This is a genomic window from Bacillus sp. TH30 (assembly GCF_016650875.1).
GTDB classification, from domain to species: domain Bacteria; phylum Bacillota; class Bacilli; order Bacillales; family Bacillaceae_G; genus Bacillus_A; species Bacillus_A mycoides.
Window position 1 is genome coordinate 493,491 of sequence record NZ_JAEKEY010000002.1, and the last position, 17,489, is coordinate 510,979.

The 17,489-nt window shown below is 34.6% G+C and carries 18 protein-coding genes and 1 pseudogene; 5 read left to right on the top strand and 14 right to left on the bottom strand.

Annotation, left to right across the window (positions count from 1 at the left end; translation table 11 throughout):
- Positions 1 to 23: 23 nt before the first annotated feature.
- Together JFU20_RS04760 and JFU20_RS04765 are read right to left on the bottom strand one after the other, a co-directional pair.
- Positions 24 to 881: a YitT family protein gene (locus JFU20_RS04760; protein WP_002012482.1), complete on the bottom strand. Its 858-nt coding sequence runs from the start codon at positions 879 to 881 to the stop codon at positions 24 to 26.
- 169 nt (positions 882 to 1,050) lie between these two features.
- Positions 1,051 to 2,259, bottom strand: a complete 1,209-nt coding sequence (locus tag JFU20_RS04765) for a macrolide family glycosyltransferase (protein ID WP_201038378.1) — start codon at positions 2,257 to 2,259, stop codon at positions 1,051 to 1,053.
- Between the two features lie 413 nt (positions 2,260 to 2,672).
- Between JFU20_RS04765 and JFU20_RS04770 the strand changes: the two genes are divergently transcribed.
- From JFU20_RS04770 to JFU20_RS30685, 3 genes and pseudogenes are all read left to right on the top strand, one after another.
- Positions 2,673 to 3,551 carry a protein kinase family protein gene (locus JFU20_RS04770; RefSeq protein ID WP_201038379.1) on the top strand — a complete coding sequence of 293 codons (879 nt, stop codon included), beginning with the start codon at positions 2,673 to 2,675 and terminating at the stop codon, positions 3,549 to 3,551.
- Positions 3,552 to 3,574: 23 nt separating this feature from the next.
- Positions 3,575 to 4,441 (top strand): GNAT family N-acetyltransferase, encoded by an 867-nt coding sequence (locus tag JFU20_RS04775; RefSeq protein WP_002012478.1) that lies wholly within the window; start codon positions 3,575 to 3,577, stop codon positions 4,439 to 4,441.
- A pseudogene (locus JFU20_RS30685) lies at positions 4,434 to 4,568 on the top strand (class I SAM-dependent methyltransferase); the annotation flags it as partial. The gene JFU20_RS04775 and the pseudogene JFU20_RS30685, both read left to right, overlap by 8 nt.
- Here the strand turns inward: JFU20_RS30685 and alr are convergent.
- Positions 4,527 to 5,774, bottom strand: coding sequence for an alanine racemase (gene alr, locus JFU20_RS04780; RefSeq protein WP_242488161.1), 1,248 nt, complete (start codon positions 5,772 to 5,774; stop codon positions 4,527 to 4,529). The pseudogene JFU20_RS30685 and the gene alr overlap by 42 nt on opposite strands.
- A gap of 171 nt (positions 5,775 to 5,945) precedes the next feature.
- On the opposite strand from alr, the gene JFU20_RS04785 reads away from it, so the two are divergent.
- On the top strand, positions 5,946 to 6,407 hold the full coding sequence (locus JFU20_RS04785) for a DinB family protein (RefSeq protein ID WP_002165924.1): 462 nt from the start codon (positions 5,946 to 5,948) through the stop codon (positions 6,405 to 6,407).
- On the opposite strand, the gene JFU20_RS04790 is transcribed toward JFU20_RS04785, so the two are convergent.
- From JFU20_RS04790 to JFU20_RS04820, 7 genes are all read right to left on the bottom strand, one after another.
- Positions 6,376 to 7,572, bottom strand: coding sequence for an MFS transporter (locus JFU20_RS04790; RefSeq protein ID WP_201039213.1), 1,197 nt, complete (start codon positions 7,570 to 7,572; stop codon positions 6,376 to 6,378). The genes JFU20_RS04785 and JFU20_RS04790 overlap by 32 nt on opposite strands.
- A gap of 204 nt (positions 7,573 to 7,776) precedes the next feature.
- Complete coding sequence (locus tag JFU20_RS04795) at positions 7,777 to 8,322, bottom strand: MarR family winged helix-turn-helix transcriptional regulator (protein WP_002012475.1); 546 nt, start codon at positions 8,320 to 8,322, stop codon at positions 7,777 to 7,779.
- A 147-nt stretch (positions 8,323 to 8,469) separates the two neighbouring features.
- Positions 8,470 to 9,246, bottom strand: a complete 777-nt coding sequence (locus tag JFU20_RS04800) for a Cof-type HAD-IIB family hydrolase (RefSeq protein ID WP_002012474.1) — start codon at positions 9,244 to 9,246, stop codon at positions 8,470 to 8,472.
- A 6-nt stretch (positions 9,247 to 9,252) separates the two neighbouring features.
- Positions 9,253 to 9,843, bottom strand: a complete 591-nt coding sequence (locus JFU20_RS04805; protein ID WP_002012473.1) for a histidine phosphatase family protein — start codon at positions 9,841 to 9,843, stop codon at positions 9,253 to 9,255.
- 90 nt (positions 9,844 to 9,933) lie between these two features.
- A complete protein-coding gene (gene spoIIP / locus JFU20_RS04810) occupies positions 9,934 to 11,145 on the bottom strand; it encodes a stage II sporulation protein P (RefSeq protein ID WP_002165925.1) in 1,212 nt (403 codons plus the stop codon).
- 15 nt (positions 11,146 to 11,160) lie between these two features.
- Entirely contained in the window at positions 11,161 to 12,132 is a 972-nt protein-coding gene (locus tag JFU20_RS04815; protein ID WP_002012471.1) for an SPFH domain-containing protein, read from the bottom strand.
- 2 nt (positions 12,133 to 12,134) lie between these two features.
- Positions 12,135 to 12,563: an NfeD family protein gene (locus JFU20_RS04820; protein ID WP_002012470.1), complete on the bottom strand. Its 429-nt coding sequence runs from the start codon at positions 12,561 to 12,563 to the stop codon at positions 12,135 to 12,137.
- A 275-nt stretch (positions 12,564 to 12,838) separates the two neighbouring features.
- Between JFU20_RS04820 and JFU20_RS04825 the strand changes: the two genes are divergently transcribed.
- Positions 12,839 to 14,056: an MFS transporter gene (locus JFU20_RS04825; RefSeq protein ID WP_201038380.1), complete on the top strand. Its 1,218-nt coding sequence runs from the start codon at positions 12,839 to 12,841 to the stop codon at positions 14,054 to 14,056.
- 49 nt (positions 14,057 to 14,105) lie between these two features.
- Here the strand turns inward: JFU20_RS04825 and JFU20_RS04830 are convergent, their stop codons facing one another.
- The 4 genes from JFU20_RS04830 to JFU20_RS04845 form a co-directional block, all read right to left on the bottom strand.
- Positions 14,106 to 15,581: an amidase family protein gene (locus tag JFU20_RS04830; protein ID WP_002165927.1), complete on the bottom strand. Its 1,476-nt coding sequence runs from the start codon at positions 15,579 to 15,581 to the stop codon at positions 14,106 to 14,108.
- 187 nt (positions 15,582 to 15,768) lie between these two features.
- Positions 15,769 to 16,215, bottom strand: a complete 447-nt coding sequence (locus JFU20_RS04835; RefSeq protein ID WP_000178291.1) for an NUDIX hydrolase — start codon at positions 16,213 to 16,215, stop codon at positions 15,769 to 15,771.
- Between the two features lie 23 nt (positions 16,216 to 16,238).
- Positions 16,239 to 16,979, bottom strand: a complete 741-nt coding sequence (locus JFU20_RS04840; RefSeq protein WP_002012467.1) for a M15 family metallopeptidase — start codon at positions 16,977 to 16,979, stop codon at positions 16,239 to 16,241.
- Between the two features lie 11 nt (positions 16,980 to 16,990).
- Entirely contained in the window at positions 16,991 to 17,488 is a 498-nt protein-coding gene (locus JFU20_RS04845) for a GNAT family N-acetyltransferase (RefSeq protein WP_002012466.1), read from the bottom strand.
- Between the last annotated feature and the right edge of the window lies 1 nt (position 17,489).

Consider the following 17,489-nt stretch of genomic DNA (forward strand, 5'->3'; position numbering starts at 1 on the left):
CTTATGTGGAGTTATTTTACACACTATTTTTCTGATACGTCTCCTGATCGAGCAGTCCTTCCTGGACGCTTAACACCAGTTGTTTCTGTTGAATAGGAAGCTTCAATTATAGCGGTTGGATCTACAGAGAGAACGAGATCTTTCATTTTTGGATAAATGAAACGGTTTGTAATACAATAAATGATTTTCTTGTGCTCTCCTAAAAAACCACCTTCTCCATGTAGATACGTAACGGATAATTGCAATTCTTTCATAAGCAAATCGCCTATTTCTTTATTTTTCCCAGAAATAATCATAACGCTCTTTCCTTGATTAATACCATCTAATATGAAATCAATCATTTTCGTAACAATATAGAAAATAGCTAATGAGAACATCGCTTGTTCGATTGAAAATAAAATGGCAACAAAAATGAAAATAACTGCATTAACAGCAAGTAAAAATGTGCTAATTGGTACTTTAAAGTGTTTGTTCATCCAAACAGCTAACATTTCTGATCCATCAATTGCCCCGCCCATTTTTACAACGATCCCAACACCAACTCCAAATAGAACTCCTCCGTAAAGTACAATTAATAATTCCGAAGTTGTAATTGCTGGAAATGGCTTTAAATAAATCAATCCAAGTGTTGTAACAACATTTGCATAAGACGTACGGATAAAGAACTTCTTACCCATTACTTTTGCAGTAAATAATAAAATAGGAATATTAAGTCCTAAAAACACTCCGTAAAGCGGTAATCCTGCAACTTTATTTGCCATAATAGCAATGGCCGTTACCCCACCGTCTACTAGGCCATTAGGCGCTAAAATAAGCTCTAATGAACCCGCTACAATAATCGATCCAATTGTTAATAATACGTATTCAAATACTCTTTTCATTCATTACCCCCAAAACATATATATTTTCTTAGTATTATTTTAACGTAATTTTACTACTAATTCAAAGATATCAGTTTATATACACAAAAGTTTCACCTTTATAGTGATTTTTTATGTAATTTATTTATAAAAACACACTTACGTATTTCAGTAAGTGTGCTCCAAACATTTATTTAAGTTTTAAGTATGAATTCACTTTCATTTTAAATATTTCATCAACTGCTCTATTATACCCACCAGCATTTCGAAGTGACTCTCCAACTTTACGACTATTTTCCTTAAACGTTACATCATACATTACTTTCTTTACAGTCTCACGTAACAATTCAGAAGTTAATTCTTTACGATTAAGCCTTATTCCAGCTCCTACTTCACTCACTCGTTTCGCAACTAAAGGCTGATCTCCTGTTACCGGAATTACAACTAACGGGACACCGTAATATAGTGCTTCACTCGAACTATTCATACCACCGTGTGTCACGAATACATCAGCGTACTGTAATACTTCTAATTGCGGCACATAATTATACAACTTAAAGTTATTCGGAATGTTTTCAAATTGACTTATATTTATCTTCTTACCAACAACTAATACGACTGTCGCTTCTACATCTGTAAACGCTTCAAAACATTTTTCATATAACTCAGGTTGTTCATTAAAAACTGTTCCCATAGAAATGAAAATCAATTGTTTATCTTTTAAATCTTCCATAGGAAAGCTATCTACTTCTTTTCGAGTAGCAATTGATGGACCGACAAACTTATACGATTCATCGAATACATCTGAACGCGGCTGATATTCCTTTGAAGTATATACAATAGTAATATCACCAGGATGATTCATAATATCATACATATTAATACATTTCATTCCATACTGCCTATTCCATTTTTCCATTCCCGCTAAACAAGATTGATATAATGGACTAGTTTCATCTACTTGTCTCGATTCTTGTTCATCATTAAAAGTAATGTACTGATTAAAAGCAAACGTTGTACAAGAAGAAACGCTAGGTAATTTTAAAACATTCGCTATAATACGTCCTACTGGAAAATGATTATCGTATATCAAGTAATCGTACTTTTCCCCTTTTGTTTCTTCTACAATTTGAGTAACAATACGCTCTGATGCTTCAATCATATGAGATAGCATCGTCAAAGGACTCCCACCTTCATTTACTCGTTCCATAATATTAATTTGAGAGAGGAAATTCTCAAACACTCGGAATTCTGCACCTGTTGCTTCAATCTTCTTTCTATAATCTTCAATACAATACGAAACAACTGTTTCCCCTCTCCGAATTAACTCACTTACAATAGCTAAAGTCGGATTTATATGACCTTCTCCAGGGAAATTTATTACGAGTACGTTCGCCATAACATTCTCTCCTTTCCATCTAACAAAACTTAATAATTAATCAAGTTAATTAATTTAAATCTATTATAAAGGAATCTATTCTACTTCTTCATATGTTTCTCTTCATTTTATTATTGAGAAATATTTTCTATATCCCGCACTATTACGATTACAAAAGCTTATAACTGAATACTTATTTCCCCTTTTGCTCTCCATATCCTATTAAATACGTACTTTACATTCAAGCATTTCTACACGTTAATCACCCGAAGGATTTTTTTGATAATTCATACAAAACCAGAAAAATATAATTTCCATTCTAATTTCTCACTATAAATTTATTTATGTTCTGTATTATCCCCTATCATTATCCACGTAGTACATAATCTGTTATATAATCAATTTATAGAATTCACAGAAAAAGGAGGGGTTTTATGCTACAACAACTCTTCACTTCACCTATCCTATCCGCCCAAGCACTACATCCAGGCTATGAAGACCATGCAAGCGACGTGTTTCTCGTAAAAACAGCGGCTGAAGAAGTTATCGTTCGCTCTTCAAAAATGACTGAAGAGCCAAACAATGATTTTTGGTTGGGATGCCAAAACCTATTTGGAATTGATCCAAGAAATGTACATCATTTAGAAACGGTTCACACATTATTGAAAAAGCATACTAACTTACCCATCCCGACTATTTTGCAAAAACATGTTTTAAATGGACGAGAGTATGTTATCGTCGAAAAACTAACCGGAAGTACACTGCAATCATTTATCGGTCAACCTGATTCTATTTTATTCAGCCTTGGAAAAGGACTAGCAGAGATTCATTCATTTAAAGCTAATTTCACAGGAAACCCTTCTGGTATTTTCCAAGTTCCACTTAAAGAATTTAAATCTCATATTTTAAAAGTAAGCAAGAACCTTGTGAATATATTTTATTCCGATAATATGAGTATACATAACGCATTTCATACGTTAGAATCACAGCTCTCTTCCTTGCCGTCACCTAAGGAATCTACACTCGTTTTAATCGATATGGATCCTACTCAATTTTTATCAGATGGTCAATCTATTACTGGCTTAGTAGATACAGAAGCTTATGCAATTGCTCCACGAGAGTTTGATTTTATTGGATTAGAATATGTATTTACAGAAAAAGAGGCTCATGCTTTTAAACAAGGTTACGAAACCATTATGCCCATTCCTCGTCTTGAAGAATGTAGACATCCCTATCGATATTTGTACCGGTTATTATCTGTTCAGGGCAGTGTGAAGTTAGACAAGTGGTTGCGTCATCCATCCTATTTTTAAATACGAATGAGAGGGATTATGAAATGAATATTGAACAAAAAAAATCTTTAACAGCAAACGAAATTCAGCAAATGAAAGATTTAGCACATATTTGCGGGCAACACGATCAAATTGATTACTCGTCAGAGTTACATGTCAACTTTTTAACTGCTCGTAATAAAGATGTGATAAATGATTTTCTATTTTATGATGATACGCAATTAATCGGTGCATTAAGTATGTATGACTTTGAAAGACCGACAAAACTGGAGTTAATAGGGTTTGTTCATCCGAACTATAGGAAACAACATATAGGCACTACTCTTTTACAAACCGCAATGAAAGAAATACAAAAAAGAGAGGCAGATGAAGCCCTTCTTATAATTAATGGTGACTCTATTTCAGGGAAATCATTTGCAAAGCAAATGAACCTTCCTTATTTATACAGTGAATACGGTATGGCGTTCAAAACAAACGAAGCACAAAAAACAATGAAAAATAATATTAATCTTACCGTTGCATCTTCTGAATTACTTCCTGATCTTATAGAAATCGCTAGTGAAGCTTTTGGAGATTCGGCAGCAAATACATCCACATGGTTACAAAAGATGATGAATTCACCTTCCCATCAAGTTTACAGTGCTCTTATCGATGAAAAAGTGATAGGAACGATTACAGTTTCTCAGCAAGAACAATCTACTACACTATCAGGATTCGCCGTTCATCCTTCTTATCAAGGTAAAGGATATGGTAAAGATATTCTTAGTTATATGGTACATACACTTATTACAGAAGGAGTTTCAACAATTGAACTAGACGTCGAAACGAAAAATAACAATGCTTTAAAACTATATACACAATGTGGTTTTGAAATTATGACAAAGTATGATTATTATAGATTGTTGGAATAGGAGTGACTTTTCTATCGAGGAAGCATGTTATTTTAGAGACGAAATTATTACCTCTTTAAAATCTGTAGGATGTAACAATATACAACTACACGGTATAAATAGAACATTTTTCATTTGTCAAAAATAAAAAAACTGAATCATATCGATTCAGTTTTTTCTTATTTTTTCTTAATATATTTACAACCGCAGTCGTTTCATCATTTTTTTTATAAACACGTGGAATTCTTCTATCCAACATGCATGTAACTTCATAATTAATTGTACCTAACATATCTGCTATTTCTTCCACCGCAATCTCTTCTTCACCTTGTTTACCGTAGAATACAACTTCGTCTCCTACTTGTACTGGCATTGCATTTGTAACATCTAGCATAAGCTGATCCATACAAACACGGCCAATTACAGGTACTCGTACTCCGTTTATTAGTGCATGCCCTTTATTAGATAGCTGACGATTATAACCATCAGCATAACCAATCGGTACAGTTGCAATCCATTCTTCGCCCGTTGTTACATAAGTATTCCCATAGCTAACACCACGATTTTTCTTCGCATGTTTAACATGAGCTACTTTTGATTTTAAAGACAACGCTGGCTGTAAGGAAGCAACTGTATGATCCACTTCTCTTGAAGGATACATACCGTAAATTCCAATACCGACACGAACCATATTTTGAAATGTGTTACTAAGTTCCATTGATCCTGCACTGTTTGAACTATGAATATATGGAAAATGAATTCCTAATTCTTCCGCTGTATTTACAGCTTTCTCAAACAAACTTGTTTGCATATTTGTATAAGTTTTATCTATTTCATCAGCGGTAGAGTAATGTGTAAACATCCCTACTACTTCTACATATCGCATACGTTTTAACTCTTCAAAAAACGGTTTAACTTCTTCTTCCTGTAAACCAATACGGCTCATTCCTGTATCAATTTTCACATGAATTCGCACTTTCTTTTGAAGATGGTTTGCAACTTCATCTATACCTTGTAAATCTTCTACTCTATAAACAGTCATCATAACGTCATATTGAATTACATCTTCTACAGCTGCTACTGGTGTATATCCTAAAATTAAAATAGGTACAGTGATTCCAGCTTCTCTTAATTCAATTGCTTCATCTACAAATGCAACTGCAAGTTGGTTTATTCCTGCTTCAATAGCCGATTTCGCAACTTCAACTGCCCCATGACCATACCCATTCGCTTTTACAGCAGCCATCATTGCAATATTTTCATCATTCACACGTTTTTTAAATTCTTTTACATTATGTTTTACCGCATTTAAGTCAACTTCAACAATTGTATCTCTTCCATATTTCAAGCTCATTGGTCTAACTCCTAACTCAATAATTACATTCCATTCTATTTCACGTTTCATATGACCTTTTACAATATAATACTTTTCACTATGCTAGTCAAACTACTAGAATTTTCGGAATTTTGAGTATGATATAATACCCTTAAGAAACTATTATATACGGAGGTGAGAATAATTACAATGTTTGTTCCATCTGCATTGAATCAAGTTAAAATTGCTATCGATACTTCGATTCAAATACTGAACCAATATACTGAAAGTGATTTGAAAATAAAGCCGATTGAATCAAAGCGGTCATTATTTGAAATGTGCACACATCTTTCCCTTATTTTCCATGCTGATTTACTCATATTAAATGGTATTACGGAAAAAGACTTACATACCTTTTATATAGAACAAACACCAGAAACAATTACTCAAATACAGCAAACGATGATACAAGGGTACGATTTACTTTCTAAAACTTTTTTATCCTATTCCAATGAAGAATTAGCGGAAATTATGACTGCTTATTGGGGTATTTCTTACTCTCGATTCGAATGGTTGCTTGAAATCGTTGCACATTTTTATCATCATCGCGGGCAAATTCATATTTTATTATGTGAGCATATTAAAGATCCTCGCATTCCTTTATTCGAATAAAAAGAGTGAAAACAAAACCAATAAAGAGTATCAATCCTAATAAAACAAACGTCTGAGCATAGTCTCCTATTTTCATAAGATAAATAGAAATAATAGGTCCTATACTAGTTCCTAAAAATAAAATAAATGTATAAATAGAAACTGCTATTCCCCTTGCTTCCCCTCCTAATTGGCCAACAAGAGAAACTAACGATGGAACGGATATAGCAATACCTATTACAAAACAGATGCTCATCATTACAAGTAGCGGCAGGTTCGAAATAAAGCCCATTGAACTTAAACTAAAAATAGCGACCAACAATCCGCCCTGCAGAACTTGCCTTACTCCGAACCTCTTTGTTAAACGACCCGCAAGTGGTGACAGCAACATACCAAATAGCCCCGCTAAGCGAAAATAAAGAATTTGTTCTGGAGTTAAATTGTAAGTAGGACTGCTCAAATAATTCCCTAAAACAGTATACATGTTAACAAAAGCCATTAATAAAACAAATGCAATCATATAGCTCAATACTAAGCTTTTATGTGTAAAAACTTTACCCATCTGTTTAATTGGTACCAAAATATCAGTATTGGATTGAGACGTTTCCCCTTTCGGAAGAGAATAATGAACCAATACAGCAGTAATGATATAGACAATACTAAGAAGAAAGAACACCATATGCCATCCAAAATACTGACTAACAGCTGTACTTATTACTTGCCCTGCAATTCCAGCTACTAAAAAACCGGTACTAACAAACCCTATTGTTGTAACCTTTTTTTCTAATGGAAACATTTCTACAACGTAAGCTAACGCTACTGGAGAAAATGTAGCTGCTGCTATCCCCTGTAACCCTCGAAGAATAACAAGCCAAAATAAACTATCCACAATCCCTAAGAAAAAAGAAACAATCGACAGTGCAAGCAGTCCAATAAAGATCACTTTTTTTCTCCCATATTTATCAGAGATTGCCCCAAATAACAAACAACCTATAGCAAAGCCAACAGAAAATATACTGCCTGTAGCCGCAGATTGTGCTAATGAAACCTTAAAAAGATCTGAAAATAGAGCGGTTAAAGGAATCGTCACATATAGGCTGGACATAACTACCATGCCTGCCCAACATAACACCGCTGTCATTATTGTGTAATTCCTTTCACTATTTACTTCTTTTGATATTTCCATCATAAAATCTCCCCCTTACAATGATTTTCCCCATCGGTTTAAAACATCTAAAGTAAACTACTCAAAACGACATTCCTTTAACACTTACTTAATTTGTTTACGTTAAAAGACATATCACCACCCCTCATCAAATTAGCTAAACATATAATAAGGTAACCTAATTATATATCTAAATAAAAAAGTTGACTCACACAATCAACTTCTTTATCTGCCTTCTCCTAATTTCTTCTGCATAGTTACTTGCATTTTATTTAATAGCTTCTCTAAAGTTTGACGCTCTTCTTGACTAAAGTCATCAACTAACGACTCGCAAGATGACCAAAAAGTCGGTAAAGAATGCGCAACTAGTTCTTTTCCTTTCGGAGTAATTTTCACCTTTAATCTTCTTCGATCTTCAGAATGATTGAATCTTACGATTAACTCTCGTTTCTCCATCCAATCTAATAAGCCAGTGACAGAAGCACGTGTAATCCCTAATCGGCTCGCAATATCCGAAGGACTCATGTTCACTTCTCCCCCATTCGATTCCATTTCACGCAAAATAAACAACAGTAAAAAATCTAATTTACTTTCTGAAATACCAAGCGGAGCTAAATCTACGTCAACTGCATCTAGAACATTATCAGACGTCCATAACATTAACAAACCAAGTTTTGCTGCGATTGGATCCGTATCCGCTGATACTGTCTTTTTTATTAACTCTGCATAAGGCTCAATCCCTAAAGGAAGAGCATCTTTTTTTGAATCCATTCATTTTCACTCTCCTTCCTTTCATTTAATTAGCTTACCTAATTACTTTTTATTATACTCATTTTCTTCCTTCTATTGCAAGAATATTGTTAGACAAAAAAATCCTGTTTTTAAAACAGGATTTTTCACACTGACTAACTAATATTTCTAAATAATCCCAAACTCTTTTAAAGCAAAAGAAATGCCACCTTCACTTGATTTCTTTGTAACGAAATCTGCTCTTGTTTTTAACTCTTCTCCGCCATTCCCCATCGCAATTCCTAGTCCTACATACTGTAACATCTCAACATCATTTCCACCGTCACCAAAAGCAATTGCTTCTGATTTACAAATTTTCAGATGTTCCAATACCTTTTGAATTGCAGTTAGCTTCGATACTTTACTATCTTCCAACACATTCATAACGTAACCATGAAAACGTTCAAACGTAAGTGCTGGATATCTTTCAAAGAATTTTTGAGCTTCTGTTTCATCAGCATACAGACATACACAATAAATCTCTTCTGAGAAGTTTCTAACTTTGTCAGGATACCGCTCTAAATTTAACGTTTCATTTAATGCTCGTATTACACGTTCGTCTTTTGAGGCAATACCATTCATTACAAATTCCTCTGTAAAATAAGAAACACTGTGACCATGTAATTCAGCGAAATTTGAAATATCATGAACAATTCCACTTGAAAGTACCGATTTATATATAACTTCATCAGCACATTTTATATGTGCACCATTTGCAGAAATAAACGTATTTATGCCCAGCTCTTTAAATTGTGAGCATAAACTATATGGTCTCCCTGTTGTAACAACTACGTGAATTTCTTTATCTATTAACCTTTGTATCGCTTCTTTTGTGCTTTCATGCATACTTCTATCAATCTCACTTAAAAGAGTACCATCCACATCGAAAAATACAACTTTGTACATATCCTCTTACATTCCCTCTAAATGATTTGTATCATTTATAAAATGAATAGTTTTCTGTTTATCCGTAAGTTCAATCAAACTAATTCCCGTATCTCCCATTTTAAAATAATAGTCCATGCTAATTGGCATTTGGAAAAACGCTCGTAAAATACTATTTATTACACCACCGTGTGCAACAATTGCAATTCGGTCATATGTATTCTCTGTCACGATTTTAGAAAAAATCCCTTCTATTCTCATTCTAAATTCAATAAATGATTCCCCGTTTTCAAACCGGTCATGAAGAAACTTTGGCTCTGGATATTTTTTCGCTTCTTCAAATGATAAACCTGCTTGCACTCCATTATTAAACTCCATTAATTCTTCTTCTAGTTGAATTGGGCACCCAATTCCTTCTGCTAATGTTTCACCAGTTTCGCGAGCACGTTTTAATGTGCTTGCCCAAATGAAATCTGGCGGGAAATCTGCTTTCACTTTCTGTACAAGTCTTTGTACTTGCTGTCTTCCCTTTTCTGTTAATTCAAAGTCAGCTCGACCTTCATGTACATTTAAAATATCAGCTTCTGATTCACCGTGGCGTATTAATATTATTTGCATATTTCCCCTACTTCCTCATTTAATATTCACAAGATTCCATTATATCACATTCTTACCTTTCCATAACAAAAAGGAACGGTTTTCCGTTCCTCACCCATTCACTTTCTCCGCATTGTTCCAATAATATTTACTAAACGCTTCCGTCAACACATCAATTGTGTTATATAATTCATCTAATGTATTATCAACACCACCAACTTCAATTAACATCGCATTTTTAGATAAATCTTGATTATAAACGCCATTTCCATCTTTTTTATACTTTGGAAAGATTCCTCTGCTTAATCCGTAATAGTTTTCATCTAAATAACTATTGATTGCTCTTGCAATTTTTTCATTTTCAGCACGCCCTTCATTTTCCATCCCAATTATAAAATATAATCTTGCATACGATTTCCCGTTAATTACTTTTGTTGTTACCTTCTTCCGCTGATCATCACGGTGTATATCAATCGGAAACGCAATTTTATTATTTTGTGCTAATGTTTCTTTTACATATTCATGAGACGCTTTATATGATTGCGGCCATTTCCATTTTTTACTCGCTAATAAATCCCCCATATTCGTTTTATCATGAACTACCGGAATTCCTTGTCCTTCAAGTTGTTCTTTCATACGTTTCCCTAGTAAGGACACATTTACATCTGGACTTGATGGATCGGTAGCCCCTGGTAATAATGGAAAGAAAGATTCCCAGCTATGTGTATGATAAATATATACTGCACTTTCACCTTTTTTCGCTCCGTTCTTTTTCTGAACCGGATTATTCTTTTCAGCTTCTGTAACTTTATCTTTTGCTACTTCTCGCTCTTTCGTTACTTCTTCAATCGGTACACTAGATTCATTTGGGATATTCGTAAAGTTTGTCCCTTCCCCAGCTACGATAATGTTAGAGTAATACTTTGACATACCAGGCACTTCTTTACCGACAAACGTTCTTAAATCTTTAATTTTCAAATCCGTCGCAATCGAGAACATTAAATTTCCAAATGACTCCCTTTTATTCTGCTTAAAATAATCAAATCCGTAATAGCGATTCTCACTTTCTAGCATTTGAACAAAACCTTGCATCGATACTTTTCCAAACCATTGATTCGCGTAATTCGATTTCATTGTATGTAAAAGCGACGTCAAAATCGACGCAATAATAATTATGACTAGTGCATATAGAAAGAGTAACGAGATTAGTTTCTTCCCATGTATACGGGTTGCATACTTCTTCACTGTATCACCTTCTTTATACATGGATATGTACAAGCCTTTCGTAATATACGCAAAAAAAAAAGAGAAATGGCATCCCATTTCTCTTCCTCACTCTTATTGTTCTTTTTCTGTATCTGACGAAGGTAATTTCTTCGTTTGTTTCTCTTTAAAGATTTCCCCAATTGCCCCAAGAGTACCAAGTGTTTCAATTGCATTAGACGGAATAAAGACTTTATTCGCTGGTCCTTTTGCAACCTCAATCAATGATTCAAATGATTTATAAGCAAGTACGCGCTCATCTAAATCTGCTGCGCGAAGTAATTCAATTCGGTTTTGTTCTGCTTTTGCAATTTCCTCAATCGCTCTCGCTTCCCCTTGCGCTTCTAATTCTTTCGCTTCTCGTATACCTTCCGCTTCACGAATACGCGCTTCTTTATCCCCTTCAGCCATTAAAATTTTACTTTGTTTTTCCCCTTCAGCACGAAGGACTTTATCTTGTTTCGCTGCTTCAGCTTCTAAAATGATCGCACGTTTATTACGTTCTGCTTTCATTTGTTTTTCCATTGATACTTGCACATCTTTTGGTGGATTAATATCGACTATTTCGACACGCTCAATACGAACGCCCCATTTTTCTGTCGCTTCATCAAGTGCTAAACGAATTTCTGTTGAAATTTTTTCACGACCTGATAATGTTTCATCAAGCTCCATTTTACCAATAATTTGACGCATTGTTGCAGATGTAATATTACGAACACCATATTCATAGTTTGAAATACCATATGTCGCAAGCTCTGGTTCAACAATTTGATAGAAAATAATTGTATCAATTTCTACTTGTACATTATCTTTCGTTATTACCTTTTGTGGTGGTACATTCGTTTGTTGAATACGTAAATCGTGATATACACGAACGCGGTCTACAATTGGGATTAGAATATTTAATCCTGGGTGCATAATCCGTTGAAATTTACCAAACCTTTCAACGACCCCAACTTTTTGCTGAGAAATAATTTTAATTGTCAATGCAATAAATACAACGACAATCAATGCGAAAATAATCGTTAACGTTAATGCTACTGCCATATTTATTCACTCTCCTTTTTCACTTGTAAAATAGTACTATGCCTCTGTATAACAACGACTTTTTCTCCAGCATCAATAGGAGTATCCGAAATAGCTGTCCAAGTATCTCCATCCACTTTCACAATACCGTTCACTTCACTTGTAATCGTTTGCATAACAATTCCCTTTTTACCAACAAGTTTATCTACTGTATCAGTAAAACCTTTTGCTTCTCGAAAGTTTTTAGAAATTCTTTTCGTAAAGAAAGTCAATGTTAAACTTACAATCGCCCCAACAACAACTTGTAAAAATAGTGCATCAGGAGCAAACAAAGCAATAAGACCTCCGACAACAGCTCCAATTCCAAGCCAAAGCATGTAAAACGTAATCGACAACATTTCTGCAATAAATAAAATACCCGCTATTATAAACCAAATCACCCATCCAGCCATATGCAACCCTCACTTTCTTTCTCATTTTCTATATGTATATGAAGAAAAGAATGGTTTATCCGCCCTTTCTCATGGAGGGGGCGTTTGCTACAAGCTATTATATGTATTCGCTGTTACAACAAGCATTAATAAAATGCTATATTAATATATTCTTCATTATACACGAAAATCCCTTTCAAAAAATGACAAAAAATTTAATTCTTTCAAAAATATAACTTACAGATTATAATAATTAAAATTAAAAAGCAGTATTGATTTGAAAGGTGGTATTCTTATTGGCTAAACGTTCACTAACTTACTATTTGGGCTCCAAAATATGCATTACCCTCGCTGACATTGTATACATAATGATTATTACAACTCACATCTATATCACAACTAGATCAGCTACAATTACTGCTCTTTTTCCATTATTACAAGTTATCACAAATCTTATTGCGAACACCTCTGCACCACTTATAATGAATCGGTTTCCATCTTATTCATTGCTATATACTCTACAATGGATTAAAACAGCTCTTTTAATATTGTTAATGATATTATTTCCTATACTATCAACAAACATTTCTGCTCTTTTAACTTTTGTTATTTTCATTTCATTATGTAGTGGCTGGAGCGCTCCTCTACTATACGCCGTTATCCCGCGCTTAACACCACAAGAAAAATTAGTAAAAGTAAATAGTGTCTTTTCCTTTTCAACACAAATTATACAAGCCGCTGCATACTCATTTACAAGCATAATTGTTCTTCTCATTGGCGTTACTTCGACACTCATGATTAATAACATATTGATGATTTTCGGATGTATTACATTACACCTTTCATTACAATCTATACAAGCTGAACGAGTAGCAGAACCCACTTCTTCGAAAACTACTGCATTATTAGAAGGATGGAAACTGTTATTTCAACACCCGTCTCTGCGCATCGTTACAATTATGGACTTAATTGAAACTTTCGCAGGGACGATATGGATCGGTGCTATTACGATGGCATATGTAACGACTGTTCTTCATAAAGGCGAAGATTGGTGGGGATATATTAACACAAGTTATTACGTCGGCACATTAATTGGCGGGATATTAGCGTGGAAAATGAGTACATACATTCAAAACAATTTAATACGCTCCATGGCGATAGGCTCTCTTATGTTTAGTATTCTTACATTTTTATATGGTATAACAAGTAGCGGATTTATTGCGCTATTTCTTTGTGTTCTAATGGGACCATGTTATCAAATTAGAGATATTTCTCAAACGACGGTTTTACAATCAAGCGTCACTCCTTCTTTATTATCGAAGATGTATACAGCTCATGGCGCACTTCTCTCGACAGCTTCTGGTCTTTCTATGCTTAGCGTTGGAATTATTACTGATATGTTCGGCGTTCGTACTATTTATATTATCGCCGCTTTTCTTATTTTATGTTCTGCTTGTTTATCCTTTAACTTATTAAAATATCAGAAGACGGAGCAGAAAGATATTTCACTTTAATCAATAAAACAAAAAGGACAGGAATTCCTGTCCTTTTTGTTTATTCTATTCATGACAAGTTGGGAATCTTCCTATGTTTTGTCGCTTGTTCAAAAGCATATGCTAGTTTAATTAATGCCCCTTCACTAAAAGCAGCACTTGCAAGAGTAATTCCAAAAGGCCTCCCATTATCCATATATCCCGCAGGCATTGCTATAGACGGATAACCTGCTTTCGCACATATAGTAGATCCTATATAAGAAGGGAACAGTATCGCATCAAGATTATATTTTTCCAATGCAAAATCAATACCTTGTTCTTGCGAAAAGTATATATCTTCTAATCTTGCCTTTAAATATTCAGGATTTCTTAACGTATTAGGAAAATCTTTTTTTCTTTCTAACTTAGTTTGTCCATATTTCAAAGCTCTTTCTGCTATGTTTTTATTAAACTCCATTAACTCCGAAATAGAATGTACTGGAATAGTAGAAGGTAATTTAGAAAGATAGTTATCCAAGCTGTGCTTCAGCTCATAAAGTGGAACTCCCCAACTCCATTCCCTATGAAAAGATGGAATATCAATATCTTCTACTACTGTCGCTCCCTTACTACGTAAAACTTGAATCGTTTCCTTAAACAATTTTTCATCGTATTCTCCAGATTCATAATAATCTTTTGGCGCATTGCTAAATACACCAATCTTCGCCCCCTTTAAACCGTTAGCATCAAGATAAGATGTATAATCTTGATATGCCATGCCTTCACTTTTATGAGTGGCTACATCCTTCTCATCCACCCCAGTTAGACTCCCTAGTAAAATAGCAGCATCTGTTACTGTTCTAGCAAATGGCCCAGCTGTATCTTGTGAATAAGTGAAAGGAATAATTCCACTACGACTAATTAACCCAACAGTCGGCTTAATACCTACAACCGAGTTTTGAACAGCTGGGCTCAAAATAGAAGCATCTGTCTCTGTTCCAACGGATAATACAGTAAAGTTAGCGGCAACTGCTATAGCAGACCCTGTACTTGAGCCACCAACGAACATATCATCCTTTCCTGTACCGTAAGGATTAATTGTTTGACCACCTCTAGCGCTATATCCAGCCCACATTTCAAAAGACATTGCATTTGCTAGTTCTGTCATATTTGTTTTACCTATTATAATTGATCCTGCTTCTCGAAGTTTTGTAACGAGAAATGCATCTTCACTACTTATATTTTGTTCTAGGGCAATCGTACCAGCACTTGTATGCATCGAGTCATTCGTTTCAATATTATCCTTAAGTAAAACAGGTATACCATGTAATGGACCTCTTACACCTTTTGTCTTTCTTTCATAATCTAACGCTTCTGCAATAAAGATAGCATCTGGATTTATTTCTAAAATAGAATTGATTTTCGGTCCCTCTTGGTCATACTTTGCGATTCTATGAAGATAATACATGACTAGTTCTTTTGAAGTTAACTTCCCAGCTTCCATTTCCTTTTGAATATCATGAATTGTTAATTCTTTTTGCAGTAGGGTATTGAACTGAATTTCCATTTTCATTCTCCTTTTATAAGCCCTTTTATATATGACGTATGTCTATTACTTTTTCATTTTCTCCGCTCCTCGTATTAACAACTACTATCCCTATACAGGAATTCAACTCACCAGTTTAAAAACCTTTAATTTCCAGAGAAATACAAAGAGTCTGAAACGAATACAATATCGCCTCAGACCCTTTTTATTATTTTACATATACCTCTTCTAACAAATGTAAAAACTCGCCTTGTTTACCTGCTAATTCAGGGCATTTGTTAATATCAACCCACTCATAACAAAATACTAAACCTTTGTCTTCCTCACCAGCACTCACTATATGCTCCCACGTATCTTTCACATCTGTTAATAATGAAATGTGGAAAAAATGACGTTTTTGATATTCCTTTTTTTCTTTCACAAAAATAATGTAATCGGAAAGGAAGCGCTCGATACAAAAATGGCGTAGTCCTGACTCTTCTTGTACTTCACGTAAAATTGCTGCCTCTAACGTTTCGCCTTCATCTACTGTCCCGCCTGGCACTTGGATACCAGCCTCTCGTATATCGCGATGTTTAAAAACGAGTAGTTGCATAACCCCTTCTTTTTCTCTCGTAATATATGCATGTACCTTTTTCTTATATAACATCGTCATCTTAGCCCTCTCCCCTCAATTCATTACTGCGTTACTTCTTCAATCGTCAGTTGGTTTTCATATAAATATGTAGCTTGCGGATTCCCAACATACCGTACATGCCACGGTTCATAACGATAACCGGTAATCCCTTCTTTCTCTTTCGTATATCTAATAACAAAACCAAATTTATGGGCATTTTCAGAAAGCCACTTTCCTTCTTTCGTCTCCCCAAAAACAGTTTCTAGCTGAAATTTAGCAGATTGAGATGTAATATCCATAGCTAGTCCTGTTTGATGTTCACTCGTACCAGGGACTGCACTAGACATCGCTGTCTTTGCTTCTCCATCTTGTCTTTTATACATCGTATTTAATGCTTTTTGTCGATCAAAAGATCTAAATCCAGAGACTGCAAAAAGGAAAATCCGCTCCTTATTGGCTTGCTGAAACATTTCCTCAAGTGCCGCCGCTGCCTCTTTCCTCATCTTTTTCTTCTCTTGATCACCTTCACTAGAGTAACGTACTTTCGGAACAACTAAATCTGGCGGTCTATACCCATCTGGTAAACGCCTATTTTTATTCACAAGTACAAGCATCGAATTTGGATTACTAATGACTGCGATATCCCCATCCATATTAGCAATCGTTTCTTTAGCTTTCGGAAATATATTATTTACATTTACTTCCTTCGCCTCTTGATCCTTGTACATCTTATAATTTATTCTTGCTACTCCAATGATCAGTATCATCGCTACGATACCAAGTAGTGCCCATCTTTTTTTCATATAACGACCTCTTATTTTAATAATTTGGCCATTTCATACTCATCGACACCTTTTCCATCGATGATAAGAGCAGATTTTTTGACACCTTCTTGTTCAAATCCAATTTTGCTATATAGTGCCTGAGCTCTTGTATTGTGGGCCATTACCGTTAATTCTAAACGCCATACATCATGTAATCTTGCCCACTTCTCTACTTCTTTAAACAAACTCGTTCCAATACCTCGGCCACTATACTCTTGCAAAATACCAATTACAATGCCTGCCACATGTCTCTTTCTTTGAACATCATTACCATTGGCTAAAATAAATCCAACTACTCTATCATCTTTAACTGCTACAAATATTGTTGCATATTCATTTTCTATAAAACGGTGGACCATCTTTTCTTGTTGCTCTACTGTGGTTTTTCTTTCTCCTGGTTCGTATAACATAAATTTCGTTTCTTCGTCTAACTGCTTACTTAATTGTAAAAATGATGCTGCATCTTCTACTCTAATCTCTCGTATCACC